Origin of the sequence: Mycobacterium sp. smrl_JER01 (genome assembly GCF_048513595.2) — a bacterium.
In the GTDB taxonomy this organism is placed as follows: domain Bacteria; phylum Actinomycetota; class Actinomycetes; order Mycobacteriales; family Mycobacteriaceae; genus Mycobacterium.
The window spans coordinates 662,473-681,292 of sequence record NZ_JBLXXK020000001.1 but is presented as its reverse complement, the minus strand read 5'-3'; the positions used below and the strand labels follow the sequence as shown (position 1 = coordinate 681,292).

The following is an 18,820-nucleotide window of genomic DNA, read 5'->3' as shown; positions in this document are numbered from 1 at the left end:
ATTGTGCTCCTCATCTCAGCGGTAGACCAGGCCGCCGTCGATCAGTCCCGCTTGGCCGGTCATATAGTCGGCATCCGGGCCGGCCAGATACGACACGAAGCCGGCCACGTCCTCGGGTGTCTGGGCGCGGCCGAGCGCGATGCCACCGACGAACTTGTCATAGGTCTCCCCTTCGGCGGCGCCGGTCAGTTCGGCGAAGCGCTTGTCGATCTCGACCCACATGTCGGTGCCGACCACGCCGGGGCAGTAGGCGTTGACGGTCACGCCGTCGACCGCGTGCTCCTTGGCGGCGGCCTGGGTGAGCGCCCGCACGGCGAACTTCGACGCGCTGTAGACGCCGAGCATCTCGAAACCGTCGTGCCCGGCGATCGAGGAGGCGTTGATGACCTTGCTGGTCTTACCGGCCTCCTTGTTGCCGAGTTCCTTGAACTTGGCCACCGCGGCCTGAATGCCCCACAGCACCCCGTTGATGTTGATGTTCCAGACCCGGGCGGCCTCCTCGGGCGTGACGTCGGCGATCGGTCCGACCAGCGCGATACCGGCATTGTTGACCATGATGTCGAACCCGCCCAACGCCGAGGCGGCATGCTCCACCGCCGCGAACACCTGCTCGCGATCACTGACGTCGGCGACGAAGGTCGTTGCTTGAGAACCTATTTCGGCGATCTCGGCGGCGACCTTGTCGATACCGTCCTGACTGACGTCTACCAGCGCGATGTCGGCGCCGTCACTGGCCAGCCGCAGCGCGATGCCGCGTCCGATGCCCCGGCCGGCGCCGGTGACCAGGGCGACCTTGCCCGTCAATGCCGTTGTCGTCATGAATGTCACTTCTCTTTCTCGATCAGCGAGGGATCAACCAGTACCTTCATCTTCTTTCCGGCATGAAGGGCTTCAAACCCCTCCTCGACGACATCGTCGAGGCGGATCCGGCTCACCCACCCATTGGTGTCGTACGCGCCCTCGGCCATCAGCGCGATCACCGCCTCGAAGTCGGCGCCGGTGTAGCACAGCGACCCCTGAATCCTGGACTCGTTCATCACCAGGTTCAAAAGCGGTGTCTCCAAAGGCTTTTCATAGATCGCCACGCTGATCATCGGTTTGCGTGAGCCTACACAGGCGAGCGCAGTGGCCACCGCGGGCGTGACACCGGCGGCGTCGAACACCGCATCGGCGCCGGCCCCGCCAGTGTGGTCGGCGATGAAGGCCGGCACCTCGGTGGCGGTCGGGTCGAGTGTGGCGGCGCCCAGCGCTTCGATGGCAGCCCGCCGGGTAGGTGACGGTTCGACGACGAACACATCGTCGAGTCCTTTGCCGCGCAACGCAAACCACAATCCGATGCCGATGGGGCCGGCGCCGAACACCATCGCGGTATCGCCCGGGCGCACGTCGGCCAGGGTTGCGGCGTGATAGGCCACCGACATGGATTCGACGAGCGCGCCGAGCTCCAGTGAGACGCTGTCAGGCAGGCGGTGCAACATGGTCGTCGGTACGACCGTGTACTCGGCCATCCCGCCGTCGGACATCAGACCGTGGAAGCCGATCTGTTGGCATACGTTGTAGTTGCCGGCGCGGCACGGACCGCAGTGGTCGCACTTGTAGATGGGTTCGACGGCGACCCGGTCGCCTTCGCTCCACCCGCTCACCCCGTCACCGACCGCGGTGATCGTCCCGGAGAACTCGTGGCCCATGGTCAGCGGCAGTTGCGCACCGGTCAGCGGATGCGGTGCGGTGGGCACGAAGATCGGTCCGGCGTAGTACTCATGCAGGTCGGTGCCGCAGATCCCGTTGAACCCGACCTTGAGCTTGACGGTGCCCGGCGCGGGCTCCGGTTCGGCGACGTCACCGACGTCGAGCTTGTTCGGTCCGTAGTACACAGCTGCTCTCATAGCGGCATGTCTATGTGACCGGCGACACAGCGCGAAAGAGTTGCAGGGGGTTGCAGGCGGTCGGGTCCGGGTTGCTTCCCGTGCTGCAACGCTTCGCAACTCTTGCGGAGGCCGGCCGTATCGGTGTGGTCTGGCTCACATGACTTCAACACTTGAACCTCAGACCACACCGGACCTGTCGCCCCAGCAACACGTCGACGCCTGGCTGGCCGACTTCGAGGCCGCACTGGCGGTGCGCGACATCGACCGGGTCACCGGCATGTTCGCCGTCGACAGCTTCTGGCGTGACCTGGTGTCTTTCACCTGGAACCTCAAGACACTCGAGGGCCGTGACCAGGTCGCCGACATGCTCGGGGCACGCCTGCTCGAGACGGACCCGTCCGGCTTCCGCACCCGCGAGGCACCGGTGCAGGACGGATCCGGGGACGACGCCGTGATCTCGGCCTTCATCGAGTTCGACACCGCTGTCGGCCGCGGAACCGGGCATCTGCGCCTCAAGAGCGACTCGGGAACGCTGCGGGCGTGGACACTGCTGACCGCACTGCAGGAACTCAAGGGCCACGAGGAGCGCAAGGGCGCCAACCGGGTCCTCGGCGCGGTGCACGGCGACGATCCGGACCCACGATCATGGGCGGAGAAGAAGGCCGCCGAGGACGCCGAGCTGGGTCGCACCATCCAGCCCTACGTGCTGGTCATCGGTGGCGGGCAGGGCGGCATCGCGCTCGGTGCGCGGCTGCGCCAGCTCGGGGTGCCCGCCATCGTCGTCGACCGCCACGAGCGTCCTGGCGACCAGTGGCGCAAGCGCTACAAGTCGCTGTGCCTGCACGACCCGGTCTGGTACGACCACCTGCCGTACCTGCAGTTCCCGCAGAACTGGCCGGTGTTCGCGCCCAAGGACAAGATCGGCGACTGGCTGGAGTTCTACACCCGCGTGATGGAGGTGCCGTACTGGTCGAAGACCACGTGCCTGTCCGCGTCCTTCGACGACGCCTCCCAGACCTGGACCGTCGAGGTGGACCGCGACGGTGAACGGCTCACTCTGCACCCGACCCAGCTGGTGCTGGCCACCGGCATGTCGGGAAAGCCGAACGTGCCGACGCTGCCCGGCCAGGACGTCTTCCGCGGCGACCAGCACCATTCGTCGGCGCACCCCGGACCGGACTCCTACGTCGGCAAGAAGGCCGTCGTGATCGGGTCCAACAACTCCGCGCACGACATCTGCAAAGCGCTCTACGAGAACGGCGTCGACGTCACGATGGTGCAGCGCAGCTCGACGCACATCGTCAAATCCGACACGCTGATGGACATCGGCCTAGGGGATCTGTACTCCGAGCGCGCACTGGCCGCGGGGATGACCACGGAGAAGGCGGATCTGACCTTCGCGTCGCTGCCGTATCGGATCATGCACGAATTCCAGATCCCGCTGTATGACCAGATGCGCGAACGCGACAAGGCGTTCTACGACCGCCTCGAGGCCGCTGGTTTCGAATTGGACTGGGGAGCTGACGGTTCCGGGCTCTTCATGAAGTACCTGCGCCGTGGGTCGGGGTACTACATCGACGTCGGTGCCTGCGATATGGTCGCCGACGGCCGGATCAAGCTGGCCCACGGACAGGTCGACCATCTCACCGAGGATTCGGTGGTGCTCTCCGACGGCACCGAACTGCCCGCCGATGTGGTGGTGTATGCGACCGGGTACGGCTCGATGAACGGCTGGGCCGCCGACCTGATCGGCCAGGACGTCGCCGACAAAGTGGGCAAGGTGTGGGGCCTGGGCAGCGACACCCCGAAGGACCCCGGTCCGTGGGAGGGCGAGCAGCGCAACATGTGGAAGCCCACCCAGCAGCCCAACCTGTGGTTCCACGGCGGCAACCTGCACCAGTCGCGCCACTACTCGCTCTACCTCGCGCTGCAGCTCAAGGCCCGTTTCGAGGGGATGGCCACCCCGGTCTACGGCCTGCAGGAGGTCCATCACCTGAGTTGAGCGCCGCCCAGAGTGCAGCCAGGGTCGTCATCCCGCGGGATTGGCAACCCTGGCTGCACTCTCGCGGCTGGGCAGTGCGCAGAATGGTGGGGTGACCGAGACCCGCGCACAGCAGACCGACACCGACGCCTACCTGTGGCTGGAGGAGGTTACCGGCGACGACGCGCTGGCCTGGGTCCGCGAGCACAACGAGCCGACGTTGACCGAGCTCGCCGGCGAGCGCTTCGAGCAGATGCGCGCCGAAGCACTCGACGTGCTCGACACCGATGCCCGCATCCCCTATGTGCGCCGCCGTGGCGGGTACCTCTACAACTTCTGGCGCGACGCGGACAATCCCAAAGGCGTGTGGCGGCGCACCACACTGGAGAGCTACCGGGGTGCCCGCGATGAGCGCTTGCGCGAAGAGCAGACGGTAACCGATGAGCGCTTGCGCGAAGAGCAGACGGTAACCGATGAGCGCTTGCGCGAAGCGCAGACGGTAACCGATGAGCGCTTGCGTGAAGAGCAGAAAATACAGTGGGACGTCATCATCGACGTCGACGAGTTGGCACGCGCTGACGATGAGAACTGGGTGTGGGCCGGCGCCGAGGTGATCGAACCGCACCACACCCGGGCCCTGGTCAGCCTGTCGCGGGGCGGCTCCGATGCCGCGGTGGTACGCGAGTTCGACATGCGGACAAGGACGTTCGTCGACGGTGGGTTCGAGCTCGCCGAAGCCAAATCGCAGGTCTCCTGGGAAGACGAGGACACCTTGCTGGTCGGCACCGATTTCGGCGCGGGCTCGCTGACCGAGTCCGGCTATCCGCGGCTGGTCAAACGGTGGCGGCGCGGTCAGCCGCTCGCCGAAGCCGAGACGGTGTTCAGCGGGGCGGAATCCGACGTGGTGGTCGCCGGCTCGCGCGACCGCACCGAGGGTTTCGAACGCACGCTGGTCAGCCGGGCCCTGGACTTCTTCAACGAACAGGTCTACGAACTGCGCGACGGTGAGTTGATCCGCATCGACACGCCCACCGACGCCAGCATCTCGATCCACCGCGAGTGGCTGCTCATCGAACTGCGTACCGAATGGACGTACGGCACTCAGCGCTACCCCGCCGGATCCCTGCTGGCCGCCGATTACGAGACTTTCCTCGACGGCACCGGCGAGCTTCAGGTGGTGTTCGCCCCCGACGAGCACACCTGCCTGCATCATTACGCGTGGACCCGGGAGCGCCTGGTGGTCGTCACGCTCGCCGATGTGGCCAGCCGCGTACAGGTGTACACGCCGGGGTCATGGATCGCCGAACCGGTGACCGGACTACCGGCCAACACCAACACGACGGTCGTCGCGGCCGACCCGCTCGGTGACGAGATCTTCCTGGACTGCTCGGGTTTCGACGCTCCGTCGCGGCTCCTGCACGGCACCGCCGGCGGTCGACTCGACGAGATCAAACGGGCCCCGTCGTTCTTCGACACCGCTGACCTCGAGGTGAGGCAGCACTTCGCCACCTCTGCCGACGGGACGCAGATCCCCTATTTTGTGGTCGGACACCGGCATCGCGAGGGTGCCGGCCCGACGCTGCTGGGCGGCTACGGCGGCTTCGAGGTAGCCCGCACACCGGGTTACGACGGCGTACTGGGACGGTTGTGGCTGGCGCGCGGAGGCACCTACGTACTGGCCAACATCCGCGGGGGTGGCGAGTACGGCCCCACCTGGCACACCCAGGCCATGCGCGAAGGTCGCCACCTGGTCGGTGAGGACTTCGCCGCCGTGGCAAAGGATCTGGTGGACCGCGGTATCACCACCGTGGAACAGTTGGGCGCCCAGGGCGGCAGCAACGGCGGGTTGCTGATGGGCGTCATGCTGACCAAGTACCCGCAGCTGTTCGGCGCGTTGGTGTGCAGCGTGCCGCTGCTGGACATGAAGCGCTTCCACCTGCTGCTGGCGGGTGCGTCGTGGGTGGCCGAGTACGGTGATCCCGACAACCCCGACGACTGGGCATTCATCTCGGAATACTCTCCCTACCAGAACATCTCGACCGACAAGCGGTATCCCCCGGTGCTCATCACGACGTCCACCCGCGACGACCGGGTACACCCCGGCCACGCGCGGAAGATGGCCGCGGCGCTGGAGGCCGCCGGCCATCCGGTGCGCTACTACGAGAACATCGAGGGTGGCCACGCGGGCGCCTCCGACAACCCGCAGATCGCCTTCCGCTCTGCGCTCGTCTATGAGTTCCTGCACCGCACCCTGGACAGGCACTGATATGACTTCCATAGGTAAATCGCTGGCCGTGGTCGGCGTGGCCGCGCTGCTGCTGGCGGGCTGTGCGCACGATGTGACCGGCACAGCGGTGACGGCGACCGGCGCGGCCGGAGCGTCGGCGTCCGGGGGTGGCGAGGACCTGTGCACCACGGTGGACGCCCCGCTGGAGGACGTCCCGAACGAGAACGACGGCGAGCCGTTGCTGCGCATCCCGGTGCCGGACGGCTGGGAACGCAACACCATGATGGACAGCCAGATCATCCGCTTCACCATCGTCTCGACGGATCTGATCGCCGACGACTTCGCCACCAACGCCGTCGTCACGCTGGAATCCGCGCCCGGCGGCCAATCCCCTGATGAGGTGTTCGATCAGAACCGGGGGAATCTGGAGACCATGATGGGCGCATTCGATCTCGATACCGAAGACAACACGACCTGCGGTTTCCCCTCGGAGACAACCCATTACACGGCTCCACCGATGGGCCCGGCCCCCGAGCGGCCGATCATCATGCACGCTGTGGTCGCCGAGGCCGACAACACCACCTATCTCGCAACGCTGACAATCCAGACCACCGATCCGGACAACCCGAAGTACATCAGCGATTCCCGGCAGATCGTGGACGGGTTCCAGCTGCTGTTGCCGGGCTCGTGAGCACCGCGTCCTGGTTGTTGTTGGGCGCCGGCGCGTTGGCCTTGCTGCTCGGCGCCGCGGTGCCCGGATGGGACACCGCGCAGCTGCCCAAACGCGCCGTCAAACGCCGCATCTACTGGACCGGCACCGCCGTCGGGGTCGTCCTGCTGTTCCTCGGCGGCCTGCCTGACGTGCAGAGCTCGGTCGCCTCGGCCGCGGCCGCGGTGATCCTGATGACCGGCTGGGCCTACTTCCGCACACCGCATATCAAGATCGGCGGCCGGATTCGTGCGGCCTACGGTCCGCACCGCGAGCCGGATCCACCACCGGCGGTGTAACGCTTGACGTTCTTCTCCGCACTACACCGGTGATCGTCGCGCAACCGTTGTGCGACACCGCGCCGAGAGGAATCGAGATGACCGCGTTCACCACTACCGAGCGGTCGCTGTCCCGTCTGGACAGCGTCGCCGCCACACTGGCCCGGTACGGGCTCGTCGTCGTCATCGCCTGGATCGGTGCGCTCAAGTTCACCGCCTACGAGGCGCAGGGCATCGCTCCGTTGGTCGCCAACAGCCCGCTGATGAGCTGGGTCTACGACGTCTTCTCGGTGAGGACGTTCTCGGCACTGCTCGGTGTCCTGGAGATCGCCGCCGCGCTGCTCATCGCGGTCAAACCCTGGTGGCCCAGACTGTCGGCGGCAGGTTCGGCCGTCGCCATCGGGCTGTTCGTCGCCACGCTGAGCTTTCTAGTGACCACCCCGGGTGTCTTCGAGGCCTCGGCGGGCGGTTTCCCGGTGCTGTCGTCGACCGGGCAGTTCCTGATCAAAGACGTCGCGCTGCTGGGCGTCGCCGTCTGGACGCTGGCCGACGCACTCAGAAGTTCGCGACCCTGACCGAGCGTGACCGGCTACCATCTCGCCGAGATGATCAGGACCTCAGCCGCCGAGGCCGACCTCATCGCCGCCCTGCGGGCGCGCGATGAGGCCGCGTTCGCCACGCTGGTCGATCAGCACACCCCGGCGATGCTGCGGATCGCGCGCGGATACGTGGCCAGCCACCAGGTCGCCGAGGAGGTCGTGCAAGAGACCTGGATCGCGTTGCTGAAGGGGATCGACGGTTTTGCCGGCCGGTCGTCGCTGCGTACCTGGCTTTTCACCGTGCTGATCAACATCGCCAAAACCCGCGGATTGCGCGACCGTTCGGACGCCGACATCGAGATCACGGCGTACACCGGCGGTACGGTCGACCCGAAGCGGTTCCGCGCCCACGACGATCCATGGCCCGGCCACTGGAAAGCCGAGGAAACCCCAGCTCCGTTCCCGGACACACCGGAGGGTTCGGCGCTGGGTGCCGAACTGCTCGCGGTGACCCGACGTGAACTGGACAAACTGCCCGAACGCCAGCGCCTGGTGGTCACCATGCGCGACATTCTGGACATGGATTCTGCCGAGGTGAGCCGGCTGCTCGCGCTCAGCACGGCCAATCAGCGCGTGCTGCTGCACCGGGGGCGCGCGGCGATACGACAGGCTCTGGAGAGCTACCTCAAGGAGACGATGTGAACGCCGAACGCCCCATGGACTGCGACGAACTCGTGGAGCTGGTCACCGGCTACCTCGACGGGACGCTCGACGTGCACACCCGCGCCCGGTTCGACGAGCATCTACTCGACTGTGACGGGTGCGCCAACTATCTGCAGCAGTTCCGCGGCACCGTGACCACCCTCGGCAGACTCGCCGAAGACGCCATCGAACCGCAGTTCCGGGACAGGCTCCTCAACGCCTTCAGGGACTGGAGCTGACCATGTCCGCACCCGAGTTCGAGACCCTGATCTACCGCACCCGCGAGGCGGTCGCCACGATCACGCTGAACCGGCCCGAACAGTTGAACACCATCGTCCCGCCGATGCCCGACGAGATCGAGGCGGCCATCGGTCTGGCCGAACGGGATTCGAGCGTCAAGGTCATCGTGTTGCGCGGCGCCGGCCGGGCGTTCTCCGGCGGCTACGATTTCGGTGGCGGGTTCACCCACTGGGGTGAGTCGATGAACACCGACGGCCGTTGGGATCCGGGCAAGGATTTCGCGATGGTCTCGTCCCACGAGACCGGCCCGACGCAGAAGTTCATGGCGATCTGGCGGGCCTCCAAACCAGTGATCGCTCAGGTGCACGGATGGTGTGTCGGCGGCGCCAGCGACTACGCGTTGTGCGCCGACATCGTGATCGCCAGCGACGACGCCGTCATCGGCACCCCGTATGCCCGCATGTGGGGTGCCTACCTGACCGGGATGTGGATCTACCGGCTGTCGTTGGCGAAGGTGAAGTGGCACTCGCTCACCGGTGAACCACTGACCGGGAAAGAGGCCGCCGCAGTGGAATTGGTCAACGAGTCGGTGCCGTTCGAGCGACTGGAGGCCCGCGTGGCCGAGATCGCCGGCAAGCTGTGCGCGATCCCGCTGAGTCAACTGCAGGCGCAGAAGCTCATCGTGAACCAGGCATTCGAGAACATGGGTCTGTCCTCGACGCAGACGCTCGGAGGCATTCTGGACGGCCTGATGCGCAACACCCCCGACGCGCTCGGTTTCATCGACCGCGCCGCGCGCGACGGGGTACGGGCCGCGGTGCAGCGGCGCGACGGGCCCTGGGGGGACTACAGCCAGGCTCCACCGGAACGCCGGCCGGATCCGCGTCACATCATCGAGCCGTAGTCCCGGCCCCCGAGCGACCCGTAAGCGCAGTACCGCGCTACTGAGGCCGGTCGTCTCAACGCAGGTGACGATTTCCCCCGGGGCACCGAACGAAGGGGCAACATCATGGCGATTCATCTGCCACACAGAGTTACGGCTTTGGCGCACTGGAGAGCTCATCATCCCAAGCACGTCAAGTCCGACTGGGATGTGCACCTGCATCCCCATCACCAGGCGTTCCTCGAAAGTGCGTTGATGGCACGGATGATGGACCGGCTGTAGCCGGTACGGCACCCACGAGCGCCGCTGCGCCGGGCTCGCCCGGCACCACCTCCTCGTCCCAGGCCGACTCTTTACGTTACGATGCCGTTTCATTATTATGGACGGCATGCACGACGTGGTCGTGATAGGCGCCGGACCGACCGGGCTGACGCTGGCGTGCGCACTGCGACTTCACGGCCTGACGGTGCGGGTGATCGATCGGGCCACAGGGCCGGCGACGACGTCGCGAGCCAACTTTCTGCACGCCAGGGGTTCAGAGGTGCTCGGCCGCATCGGGGCGCTGGGCACGCTGGCCGACGAGTCATTACGCGCCATGCGGATCACCAGCTATCTGGGTGAGCGTCCGCTCATGACATTGGAGTTCGGCGACCCCGGAATGCACACCGCCGCACCGCCGATGGTGATCTCACAAGCCAAGGTCGAGGCCGCGTTACGCGCCCGCCTGGCCTCCCTCGGCGTGACGCCGCACTGGGGCAACGGACTCTGCGGGCTGCGCCACGGCAACGGTGCGGTCATCGCCGAACTCGACGACGGTACCGAGGTGCAGACCCGATGGCTCGTCGGCTGTGACGGGACGTCGAGCACGACCCGCACCCTAGCCGGGATCGGATTTCCCGGCGTCAAGCTGACCGAACGTTGGCTGCTGGCGGACCTGCACCTGGACTGGGATCTCGACCGCGGCGGCACCACGGGCTGGATCCACCCCGACGGCCTGCTCGGTGCGATGCCGATGCCTGACCCCGGCGGCCGCGACGATCTCTGGCGGGTGTTCGCCTACGACCCGGGCCGCGCTGAGAAGCCCAGCGCAAGCGAAGTTCTGGACAGGATGCGGCAGGTCATACCGCAACGCAGCGGGCGTCGAGTGGTCGTCGGCGATGCCCAATGGCTGTCGGTCTTCACCGTGCATCGCAGGCTCGCCGACCGGTATCGGCAGGGTCGGATCCTGATCGCCGGCGATGCTGCCCACGCCCATGCCCCGTTCGGAGGCCAGGGCATGCTGACCGGGATCGGTGACGCGGAGAACCTGGCCTTCAAGCTCGCACTGGCCACCCGCGGGCTGGCCGCCGACCCGTTCGTCGACACCTACCAGGCCGAGCGCCGGCCGTTGGCGACCGATGTGCTGCGCGGTACCAGCGCGGTGACGCGAGTGAACATCGCAGGCAACCCGATCGGCCGATTCCTGCGGGACCGGATCGCGCCGACGCTGTTCAGTAGGGCGCCGATGCAGCGGTGGATCACCTACACCGCGTCCCAGCTGTGGGTGAGCTATCGCAAAGGCCCGCTGGGGGGCCGCGGCCCCAAGCCACGTCCGGGCGACCGCATTCCCGACATGGACTGCCTGCGACCCGACGGCAGCTCTACGCTGCTGCACCGCGAGCTCGGCGGGCACTGGGCGCTGCTGACACCCGCCGGCGCGGCACCAGGCTGCGCCGACGCGGTCCGACACCATCTCGCCGACTACGTCACGATGCTGACCTACGACGGAGCCACGGCGATGCTGATCCGGCCCGACGGCCACTTGGCATGGCGCGGCGCGGCCGGCGACAGCGACGGCGTAAACCGTTGGCTCACAGGCGCGTTGACAGTAGGTCGCGCCCGGTGAGCCCCCGTGGGCGGCCGAGGGACTCGGCCGCCGAGATGGCCATCCTGCGCGCCGGGCTTGAGCTGTTCATCGACCACGGCGTCGAAGGCGCCAGCATGGAACAGATCGCCCGCAGGGCCGGAGTGGGCAAGCCGACGATCTACCGGCGCTGGTCGAACAAGGAGGAACTCATCTCGGCCGCGATGGAGAGGCTGATCGTCGCAGACACCCAATGGGCGACACCGGATTCGATTGCCACGCAATCACCGTACGACCTCGTCGAGGCCGCGATCGACAGCGCCGCAGCCGCGACCACCACGCCGCAGTACCGCGCGCTGGTGGCGCGTGTCTTCGGCTCGGCGGTCAGCCATCCCGAGTTGATGGCCACCTATTGGCGCCGCCACATCCTGCCGCGCCGCCGGCTGGCGACCGCGTTACTGGAGCGGGCCCGCGAACTGGGCACCATAGCCGCCGATGCCGACCTCGACGTCGCCATCGACATGATGGTCGGTGCGGTGACCTACCGGGTGCTGCAACCCGACCCGCCCGACGCCGACGAGATGCGGCACTACCTGCGCGCGGTGTACCACCACATCGGACTGCTGCCGGGCTGACGGAAACTCCGGTGCCCCGGTCAGCACACATCACACAAGATGGGTACCTCTGCCGGACGCCCCTGCCTAGTCGTTACCCAAGGACCGGCGAGCATGCCAACGCTCCAGAACTGCCGGGATCTCTGCCATCAGAAAGGCGTAGAAGTCCCGCATCTCGGTCAGCCGGGCACGGGCCGGGCTCGACACGTTGGTGGCGACAATCCCTGCATCAGCGGCATCGAGAAGTGCGGCTATCGTCTCATTTTGGCCGGTGTACAGCATTGCCCAGGCGTCGGGCCGGAGCCGGAAATGATCACGGCGACTGCTCCGTGCGGGCACGCGCTCGGCCAGCCCGACCGCCGTCAACGTCTTCAATGCGCCCGAGATCGACCCCGCGCTGGCGTGCAGATCGTCGGCCAACTCGGCCATCGTGACGCTGGGCTGCTCGGAGAACAACAACGCTGCAAGCACCCGCGCCGTCATGCGCTGCAGCCCGTGGCCTGCGAGAACAATCGCGAGCCGCTCGGCCGCCTCATGCAGCTTGGGCGAGGGAGTCACCGGCGAAACCTCCTGCGGGTAAATAGTCTTCAATAATTTCTGAAAGTTTAGTACAGTCAGTCGCGGTGCTCCGGGAAGTCTGGTCGGAATGCGTATCCGGCTGCCCAGCGAAGGTTGACACAGACACCATGACCACCGATTCCGTCATCGACGTCCGCGATCTCACATACACCTATCCGAAGACCGCTGAACCCGCGGTGCGGGGAATGGATTTCGCCGTGGGCCGGGGGGAGATCTTCGGCTTCCTCGGTCCCAGCGGGGCAGGCAAATCCACCACGCAGAAGCTGCTGATCGGGCTGCTGCGCGGGCATGGGGGCCAGGCGCTGGTCTGGGGACGCGATCCGCTCGACTGGGGACCGACCTACTACCAGCGCATCGGCGTGTCCTTCGAGCTGCCCAACCACTACCTCAAGCTGACCGGCGCGGAGAACCTGCAGTTCTTCGCGTCGCTCTACGACAGGGCCGTCCCCGACCCTAGAAGCCTGCTTGACGACGTCGGTCTCACCGACGCGGCGGACATCCGGGTCGCCAAGTACTCCAAGGGCATGCAGATGCGGCTGACCTTCGCGCGATCGCTGGTGAACAATCCCGAGCTGTTGTTCCTCGACGAGCCGACCTCCGGCCTCGACCCCGTCAACGCCCGCCGCGTCAAGGACATGATCCTTGACCTCAAAACCCGCGGCCGCACCGTCTTCCTCACCACCCACGACATGGCCACCGCCGACGAGTTGTGCGACCGCGTCGCGTTCGTCGTCGACGGCCGCATCGTCGCCCTCGACGCACCGGCCGAACTCAAGATCGCGCGGAGCCGGCGCCTGGTTCGCCTCGAGTACCGCAGCGGCCACGGCACATTGCAGACCGCCGAGTTCCCGATGGACGGTCTGGCCGACGACCCCGAGTTCCACACTGTGCTGCGGGAGCACCATGTGGAGACCATCCACAGCCGCGAGGCCAGCCTGGACGAGGTGTTCGTCGACGTCACCGGCAGGAGCCTGGCATGAAGCGGTGGGTCAGTGCGCTATGTCTGGAAGTCACCCTGCAGGTACGGCAACGATTCCTCCATGCCGCGGTCATCTCCGGGATGCTGTGGCTGGTGATGCTGTTGCCGATGCCGCAGCACCTGCGCAGCATCGTCGAGCCCTACGTGTTGATCGGCGACATCACGATCATCGGCTTTTTCTTCATCGGCGGCGCGGTGTTTTTCGAGAAGCAAGAACGCACGCTCGGTGCCGTCATCTGCAGCCCGCTCCGGTTCATCGAGTACCTGTCCGTGAAAATTCTTGTACTTACGGGTGTTTCACTGTTCATCGCGGTATCGGTGGCAACCACGACGCACGGCACCCACTTCCGTCCGGCGTTCCTGGTGGCCGGCGTGCTGCTCGGCACCGTGGTGATGCTGCTGGTGGGCTTCATCTCGGCGTTGCCGTTCGACTCGGTCAGCGACTGGTTCCTGTCCACGGTGGTGCCGCTGGCGATCCTGTCGCTGCCGGTGATGTACATGCTCGGCGTCTGGACCAACCCGGCCCTCTACCTGGTCCCTACCCAGGGCCCGCTGCTGATGTTCCTCGCGACCTTCGACCAGGTCAGCCTCGCACCGTGGCAGGTCGGCTACGCCGTGCTGTACCCGCTGGTCTTCGCCGTGCCGCTCTACCGACTGGCCGGGGCCATGTTCGAGCGCTATGTCGTCGAGCGGTCGGGGGTGGCGTGATGACCACACCGACGACACTGAGACTTCGGGCGTGGGAAGCGTTCGGCCGCAACGATCTTCGCGGCACCTATCGCGACCCACTGCTGGTGATGCTGGTGCTGGCGCCGGCTATCTGGACGGTCGGCACCGCCGTGGTGATACCTAGATTGTCGGTCGCGCTGGCGCAGCGCTACGACTTCGACCTGGTGCCCTACTACCCCCTTGTGGTCACGGGACTGCTGCTGCTGACCAGCATCATCATCGTCGGCGGCCTGGCAGCATTCCTGGTGCTCGACGAACTCGACGCGGGGACATTGACGGCGCTGCGCGTCACACCGGTGTCGTTGGTGAGTTACCTCGCCTACCGCGCCGTCACCGTCATCGCGATCACCACGGCCTACGTGGTGGTGACGATTCCGCTGACCGGGCTACTACCTGTTTCGGTGGTGTGGCCTCTGGTCCCCATCGGGCTGGTCGCCGGCCTGTCGTCGGTGGTGACGATGCTGCTGATCGTCGCGGTGGCGAGCAACAAGGTGCAGGGAATCGCAATGCTGCGTTTACTGGGCCTGCTCATCGCCGGAATACCCTGCCTGCCCTGGTTCATCGACTCCGCGTGGAACCTCGCGTTCGGTGTGCTGCCGCCATACTGGCCGGCGAAGGCATTCTGGGTCGCTTGCGAGCAGGGCACCTGGTGGCCGTACCTGCTAGGCGGCATCGTCGTCAACACCGCCGCGGGCTGGCCCCTGCTGCGTCGGTTCGTCGCGAAGAACACCTGAGCGCGGCCGGACCGTCATGCTCGCTCTGAGCCGCGCAGCAGCCCGCCCAGCACAGCGCCGATGACGCCGAGCACCACCAACGCGCCCCCGGCCAGCAACGTGTAGTTGAGCCATTGGTGCAGGCTGCCGGCGGCGTACTCGACCATCACCTCGGACGCGGTCCGGATGTCTCCGGTGGTGTGGTCGAGGCCGGCGTCGATGAACCTTCCGGCGACCTCGATGCCTGCCCACCCCGCGGCGCCCACCAACAGCGCGGACACACCGAGCGCCGTGAGCGCCTTGCCGCGCGACCTGGCCGCAGCCAGCGTCGCCAACGCGAGCAGCCCGGCCAGCACCGCGGCACCGATGGCAGCCCACGGGCCCCAGGTGGCCAGCCAGCGCAGCTTGCCGGGCTGCAACTCGGGGGTGTCCACCGTGATCGGAACCGTAAGGGTGGGTGGCACCTGCAGGTCCAGCGTGCCCAAGGTGGCCGAGAAAGACGGATCCGACAGCATCGGCGCCACGTCGATCAGCCACTCGTCGGTGGAGTTGCCGCTGGGTACGGCTCCGGTGAACATCCACCGGTGCGCGATGCGGTTGGCCTGCGCGAACTGCTCGGGGAAACCGGCGTTGCGGGTGTAGGAGTTGGCCACCTCACCCACGAGCTCGGGGTTGAGCGAATATCCGTTCTCGGCGCCCAGCGCCACCGCCTGGGTGGTCAGCTCGGCGGCCATGGCGTCCTGAAGCCGGGCGTCGCCGCCCGCCGAAGCTGCCAGCGCCGCGTAGCCGTCCTCGTCGACGATGTGCGTCTGCGCCCACACCGCCGGGACGGCGACTGCCAGCGCAACGGTCGTGACGAGCCACAACAGCAGCGTGGCGAGAAAACGCACGCGTCCTCCTGTGCCCTGCGGCAGGTCGGGACGCGTCCCCGATCAGTCGGAGAGGGCGCGTCCCACGATGAGCGGGTCGGGCCGGCCCACCACCTCGTGGTCCTTGTTGTCGTAGTCGAACTTACTCAGTACATAACGCATCGCGTTGATGCGGGCGCGCTTCTTGTCGTTGCTCTTCACCACGGTCCACGGGGCGGTCTCGGTGTCCGTCCAGGCGAACATGTCCTCCTTGGCCGCCGTGTAGTCCTCCCATTTGTCCAGCGAAGCGAGATCGGTCGGAGAGAGCTTCCACTGCCGCACCGGGTCGACCTGGCGGATGGTGAAGCGGGTGCGTTGCTCGGAGGCTGTCACCGAGAACCAGAGCTTGGTCAGGCTGACGCCGTCATTGACCAGCATCTGCTCGAAAAGCGGTACCTGGCGGATGAACTCGGCGTGCTGCTTGGGTGTGCAGAAGCCCATCACCCGTTCCACGCCGGCCCGGTTGTACCAGGACCGGTCGAAGAGCACCATCTCCCCGGCCGAGGGCAGGTGCTCCACGTAACGCTGGAAGTACCACTGGGTCCGCTCCTTTTCGGTCGGCTTCTCCAGCGCCACCACGCGTGCCCCGCGCGGGTTGAGGTGCTCCATGAACCGCTTGATGGTGCCGCCCTTGCCGGCCGCGTCACGTCCCTCGAACACGATGACGTGGCGGTGCCCGTTGGCCTGGCTCCACTTCTGCAGCTTGAGCAGCTCGATCTGCAGCAGCCGCTTCTGCTCCTCGTAGTCCGGGCGCTTCATTCGCTCGTCGTACGGATAGTTCTCCCGCCACGTATCGACGACCTTGTCGCCGGGCTGGATCAACAGAACGGGATCGTCATCATCGTCGTCGACGACGGTGTATCCGGAGAGGTCGAGGGTCACCGGCGCAAATTATCGGCTCTCCCGGTCCGGATGGTGACGCGCAGGTGAACGCTGGGCGGCGAGCTACCTCGCCACCCGTCGGGGACGGATCAACGCGAGCTTGGTCATCAATGTGTTCATCCGCTTCAGGGCGCGCGGCGAGTTGTTGTAGTAGTTGCCGCCGGCGCCCAGATGAGTGCGCGGGCTGACCACCGTCTCGATTCGACAGTACTTACGCAGGCCCTCCGGACCGCCGAACCGGGCGCCGATCCCCGAGGTCTTCCACCCACCCATCGGGGCGGTGGTGCACATCAGGTTCGAGATCACGTCGTTGACGTTCACCCCACCGCAATCAAGTTGCAGCGCAACGGCTTCAGCGCGCTCGACATCCTTGGAGAACACCGCCGCCGACAGCCCGTACGGGCTGTCGTTGGCCAGCCGGACCGCCTCCTGGACCGTGGACACCTTCATGATCGGCAGCGTGGGGCCGAACGTCTCCTCGCTCATACAGGTCATCGAGTGGTCGACGTCGACCAGGACCGTGGGCTCGTAGAAGCTGCCCGGGCCACTGCCCCGCCTGGCGCCGGTCAGCGCCCGGGCGCCTTTGGCCACGGCGTCCTCGACGTGGCGCGCGGTGATCTCGACCTGGCTGTCGTCGATCAGCGCACCGAAGGCGAAACCCTCCCCCGCGCCCATCTTGAGTTTTTCGACGTCGCGCACCACCGCGGCGACGAACTGGTCGTAGACCTGTTCGAGTACGTACACCCGCTCGACCGAGACACAGGTCTGACCGGCGTTGAACATCGCGCCCCACACCGCGGCGTGGGCCGCCAGTTCCACGTCGGCGTCTTCGAGCACGATCATCGGATCTTTGCCCCCGAGTTCCAGGCTGACCGGGGTGAGTCGTCGGGCGGCCCGCTCCATCACCTTCGCGCCGGTCGCGCTGGAGCCGGTGAACTGGACGAAGTCGGAGTTGTCGATGACGGCCTCGGAGACCTCCCGGGCGCCCTGGGCCAACGCCAGGACATCGGGGCCACCGGAGTCCAGCCAACCGCGCAGCAGTAGCTCGGCGGTCAGCGGCGTGCGCTCGGACGGCTTCAGCAGCACCGCGCAGCCCGCGGCCAGCGCTCCGATCGCGTCCATCAAGGCGTTGGCGACCGGGTAGTTCCACGGCGCGATGATGCCGACGACGGGCCGGGGACGGTAGTGCACGGTGATCTTCTTGATCGACAGGAACGGCAGCGACGCCGGGCGCGACTCCGGAGCCAGCGCCTTGGCCATGGTCCGGACGTAATACGACGTGATCATGATGATCAGCGGGACTTCCTGGGCGGCATCTCCGGCCGATTTGCCGGTCTCGGCGATCAGCAGCCGCTCGATCTCCCCCCGGTGGGCGCCCAGCCACACCGCGTAGCGGGCCAGTACCTTCGCTCGTCCTTTCGGCCCGCGGGCTTCCCACTCCCGCTGCGCGGTCCGCAGTCCGGCCGCCACTCGGGCCACATCGGACGGGTCGGTCCAGCGCACCTCGCCGGCGACGGCGCGGGTGGCCGGGTTGATGATCGTCCCGGTGCCGGTGAACGTCGAGGAGGGAATGCCCGTGGTCACGTCAGACGTCGCTGTCATGGGTCCATGCTAACCACCGCTGTGATCCAGCTCGCACCGGGGTTTGACACCCGTCAAGTTTGCCGTCCGTCCAGCCGGGCGAGGGTCACCGTCAGGCACACCAACGCACTGGCCAGCAGCACCGCACCGATGGCATCGGTGAAAAAGTGGTAGGACACCGCCTGCCCGAGGACACCGAGCACCATCGCGGTCGCCGCCACGGCGACCGCCCATGTCGTCACCCCCAGCAGCAGGACCGCCATCGCCAGCACCACGAAGGTCACCGTGGTGTGCCCGCTCGGGTAACACAGCGCACTGCCACCGGTCGCGTCGTCCTTCACGCGGCCGAACATCCGCTTACCCACCCGGGCGGCGACCACCGCCAAGCCCGGGGTCACCACGGTGGCCGCGGCCAACCGCCAGCGGCGCTGCACCAGTGCGCCGATGAACACCACGGCGCACAACACCATGACCACGGTGCCGTCGGTGAACACCAGCAACCATCCGAACTCGGGATGACGGCGGCCCAGCTCCTGGAACCAGTCGTCGACCGGGGTGGAACCCT

The 18,820-nt window shown here is 66.8% G+C and carries 21 protein-coding genes; 14 read left to right on the top strand and 7 right to left on the bottom strand.

The annotated features are described in order from the left end of the window. Positions 1-15 precede the first annotated feature (15 nt). Together ACNUDN_RS03255 and ACNUDN_RS03250 are read right to left on the bottom strand one after the other, a co-directional pair. Positions 16-819 carry an acetoin reductase gene (locus tag ACNUDN_RS03255; RefSeq protein ID WP_419120608.1) on the bottom strand — a complete coding sequence of 268 codons (804 nt, stop codon included), beginning with the start codon at positions 817-819 and terminating at the stop codon, positions 16-18. Positions 820-824: 5 nt separating this feature from the next. Next, positions 825-1,886, bottom strand: coding sequence for a 2,3-butanediol dehydrogenase (locus tag ACNUDN_RS03250; protein ID WP_419120607.1), 1,062 nt, complete (start codon positions 1,884-1,886; stop codon positions 825-827). Positions 1,887-2,025: 139 nt separating this feature from the next. On the opposite strand from ACNUDN_RS03250, the gene ACNUDN_RS03245 reads away from it, so the two are divergent. The 11 genes from ACNUDN_RS03245 (at position 2,026) to ACNUDN_RS03195 (ending at position 11,905) form a co-directional block, all read left to right on the top strand. Continuing rightward, on the top strand, positions 2,026-3,870 hold the full coding sequence (locus ACNUDN_RS03245) for an NAD(P)-binding domain-containing protein (protein ID WP_419120606.1): 1,845 nt from the start codon (positions 2,026-2,028) through the stop codon (positions 3,868-3,870). 91 nt (positions 3,871-3,961) lie between these two features. Continuing rightward, positions 3,962-6,115, top strand: a complete 2,154-nt coding sequence (locus tag ACNUDN_RS03240) for a prolyl oligopeptidase family serine peptidase (RefSeq protein ID WP_419120605.1) — start codon at positions 3,962-3,964, stop codon at positions 6,113-6,115. Between the two features lies 1 nt (position 6,116). After that, positions 6,117-6,767, top strand: a complete 651-nt coding sequence (locus tag ACNUDN_RS03235; RefSeq protein WP_419120604.1) for an LpqN/LpqT family lipoprotein — start codon at positions 6,117-6,119, stop codon at positions 6,765-6,767. Then, on the top strand, positions 6,764-7,084 hold the full coding sequence (locus ACNUDN_RS03230) for a hypothetical protein (protein ID WP_419120603.1): 321 nt from the start codon (positions 6,764-6,766) through the stop codon (positions 7,082-7,084). The genes ACNUDN_RS03235 and ACNUDN_RS03230 overlap by 4 nt, the downstream gene beginning before the upstream one ends. Before the next feature lie 77 nt (positions 7,085-7,161). Further along, positions 7,162-7,638, top strand: a complete 477-nt coding sequence (locus tag ACNUDN_RS03225) for a YkgB family protein (RefSeq protein ID WP_419120602.1) — start codon at positions 7,162-7,164, stop codon at positions 7,636-7,638. Between the two features lie 6 nt (positions 7,639-7,644). Next, positions 7,645-8,304: an RNA polymerase sigma factor gene (locus tag ACNUDN_RS03220; protein ID WP_419120601.1), complete on the top strand. Its 660-nt coding sequence runs from the start codon at positions 7,645-7,647 to the stop codon at positions 8,302-8,304. 14 nt (positions 8,305-8,318) lie between these two features. Further along, positions 8,319-8,543, top strand: a complete 225-nt coding sequence (locus ACNUDN_RS03215) for an anti-sigma factor family protein (protein WP_419124996.1) — start codon at positions 8,319-8,321, stop codon at positions 8,541-8,543. A gap of 2 nt (positions 8,544-8,545) precedes the next feature. Beyond that, entirely contained in the window at positions 8,546-9,448 is a 903-nt protein-coding gene (locus ACNUDN_RS03210; RefSeq protein ID WP_419120600.1) for a crotonase/enoyl-CoA hydratase family protein, read from the top strand. 138 nt (positions 9,449-9,586) lie between these two features. After that, on the top strand, positions 9,587-9,709 hold the full coding sequence (locus ACNUDN_RS03205; RefSeq protein ID WP_419120599.1) for a hypothetical protein: 123 nt from the start codon (positions 9,587-9,589) through the stop codon (positions 9,707-9,709). 97 nt (positions 9,710-9,806) lie between these two features. Beyond that, entirely contained in the window at positions 9,807-11,312 is a 1,506-nt protein-coding gene (locus ACNUDN_RS03200) for an FAD-dependent oxidoreductase (protein WP_419120598.1), read from the top strand. Positions 11,313-11,347: 35 nt separating this feature from the next. Continuing rightward, positions 11,348-11,905 (top strand): TetR/AcrR family transcriptional regulator, encoded by a 558-nt coding sequence (locus tag ACNUDN_RS03195; protein WP_419124995.1) that lies wholly within the window; start codon positions 11,348-11,350, stop codon positions 11,903-11,905. Positions 11,906-11,971: 66 nt separating this feature from the next. On the opposite strand, the gene ACNUDN_RS03190 is transcribed toward ACNUDN_RS03195, so the two are convergent. Beyond that, positions 11,972-12,424, bottom strand: coding sequence for a GbsR/MarR family transcriptional regulator (locus ACNUDN_RS03190; protein ID WP_419124994.1), 453 nt, complete (start codon positions 12,422-12,424; stop codon positions 11,972-11,974). Positions 12,425-12,570: 146 nt separating this feature from the next. Between ACNUDN_RS03190 and ACNUDN_RS03185 the strand changes: the two genes are divergently transcribed. The 3 genes from ACNUDN_RS03185 to ACNUDN_RS03175 are packed head-to-tail and all read left to right on the top strand — an operon-like array spanning position 12,571 to position 14,905. After that, positions 12,571-13,443 carry an ABC transporter ATP-binding protein gene (locus ACNUDN_RS03185; RefSeq protein ID WP_431959320.1) on the top strand — a complete coding sequence of 291 codons (873 nt, stop codon included), beginning with the start codon at positions 12,571-12,573 and terminating at the stop codon, positions 13,441-13,443. Next, a complete protein-coding gene (locus tag ACNUDN_RS03180) occupies positions 13,440-14,150 on the top strand; it encodes a fluoroquinolone export ABC transporter permease subunit (RefSeq protein WP_419120597.1) in 711 nt (236 codons plus the stop codon). The genes ACNUDN_RS03185 and ACNUDN_RS03180 overlap by 4 nt, the downstream gene beginning before the upstream one ends. Next, positions 14,150-14,905 carry an Rv2686c family ABC transporter permease subunit gene (locus ACNUDN_RS03175; RefSeq protein WP_419120596.1) on the top strand — a complete coding sequence of 252 codons (756 nt, stop codon included), beginning with the start codon at positions 14,150-14,152 and terminating at the stop codon, positions 14,903-14,905. The genes ACNUDN_RS03180 and ACNUDN_RS03175 overlap by 1 nt, the downstream gene beginning before the upstream one ends. A gap of 14 nt (positions 14,906-14,919) precedes the next feature. Here the strand turns inward: ACNUDN_RS03175 and ACNUDN_RS03170 are convergent, their stop codons facing one another. The 4 genes from ACNUDN_RS03170 to ACNUDN_RS03155 form a co-directional block, all read right to left on the bottom strand. Then, positions 14,920-15,774, bottom strand: coding sequence for a hypothetical protein (locus tag ACNUDN_RS03170; RefSeq protein WP_419120595.1), 855 nt, complete (start codon positions 15,772-15,774; stop codon positions 14,920-14,922). Between the two features lie 42 nt (positions 15,775-15,816). Next, a complete protein-coding gene (ppk2, locus tag ACNUDN_RS03165) occupies positions 15,817-16,674 on the bottom strand; it encodes a polyphosphate kinase 2 (protein ID WP_419120594.1) in 858 nt (285 codons plus the stop codon). Positions 16,675-16,737: 63 nt separating this feature from the next. After that, entirely contained in the window at positions 16,738-18,276 is a 1,539-nt protein-coding gene (locus tag ACNUDN_RS03160) for an aldehyde dehydrogenase family protein (protein WP_419120593.1), read from the bottom strand. Between the two features lie 53 nt (positions 18,277-18,329). Beyond that, positions 18,330-18,749: a phosphatase PAP2 family protein gene (locus ACNUDN_RS03155; protein ID WP_419120592.1), complete on the bottom strand. Its 420-nt coding sequence runs from the start codon at positions 18,747-18,749 to the stop codon at positions 18,330-18,332. Between the last annotated feature and the right edge of the window lie 71 nt (positions 18,750-18,820).

Excerpts from the sequence above, each read along its gene's own strand:
- ACNUDN_RS03235 (WP_419120604.1), top strand. The coding sequence starts at position 6,117 with ATGACTTCCATAGGTAAATCGCTGGCCGTGGTCGGCGTGGCCGCGCTG.
- ACNUDN_RS03210 (WP_419120600.1), top strand. The coding sequence starts at position 8,546 with ATGTCCGCACCCGAGTTCGAGACCCTGATCTACCGCACCCGCGAGGCG.
- ACNUDN_RS03195 (WP_419124995.1), top strand. The coding sequence starts at position 11,348 with ATGGCCATCCTGCGCGCCGGGCTTGAGCTGTTCATCGACCACGGCGTC.
- ACNUDN_RS03255 (WP_419120608.1), bottom strand. The coding sequence starts at position 819 with ATGACGACAACGGCATTGACGGGCAAGGTCGCCCTGGTCACCGGCGCC.
- ACNUDN_RS03215 (WP_419124996.1), top strand. The coding sequence starts at position 8,319 with ATGGACTGCGACGAACTCGTGGAGCTGGTCACCGGCTACCTCGACGGG.
- ACNUDN_RS03175 (WP_419120596.1), top strand. The coding sequence starts at position 14,150 with ATGACCACACCGACGACACTGAGACTTCGGGCGTGGGAAGCGTTCGGC.
- ACNUDN_RS03160 (WP_419120593.1), bottom strand. The coding sequence starts at position 18,276 with ATGACAGCGACGTCTGACGTGACCACGGGCATTCCCTCCTCGACGTTC.
- ACNUDN_RS03250 (WP_419120607.1), bottom strand. The coding sequence starts at position 1,886 with ATGAGAGCAGCTGTGTACTACGGACCGAACAAGCTCGACGTCGGTGAC.
- ACNUDN_RS03180 (WP_419120597.1), top strand. The coding sequence starts at position 13,440 with ATGAAGCGGTGGGTCAGTGCGCTATGTCTGGAAGTCACCCTGCAGGTA.
- ACNUDN_RS03245 (WP_419120606.1), top strand. The coding sequence starts at position 2,026 with ATGACTTCAACACTTGAACCTCAGACCACACCGGACCTGTCGCCCCAG.
- ACNUDN_RS03185 (WP_431959320.1), top strand. The coding sequence starts at position 12,571 with ATGACCACCGATTCCGTCATCGACGTCCGCGATCTCACATACACCTAT.
- ACNUDN_RS03200 (WP_419120598.1), top strand. The coding sequence starts at position 9,807 with ATGGACGGCATGCACGACGTGGTCGTGATAGGCGCCGGACCGACCGGG.
- ACNUDN_RS03225 (WP_419120602.1), top strand. The coding sequence starts at position 7,162 with ATGACCGCGTTCACCACTACCGAGCGGTCGCTGTCCCGTCTGGACAGC.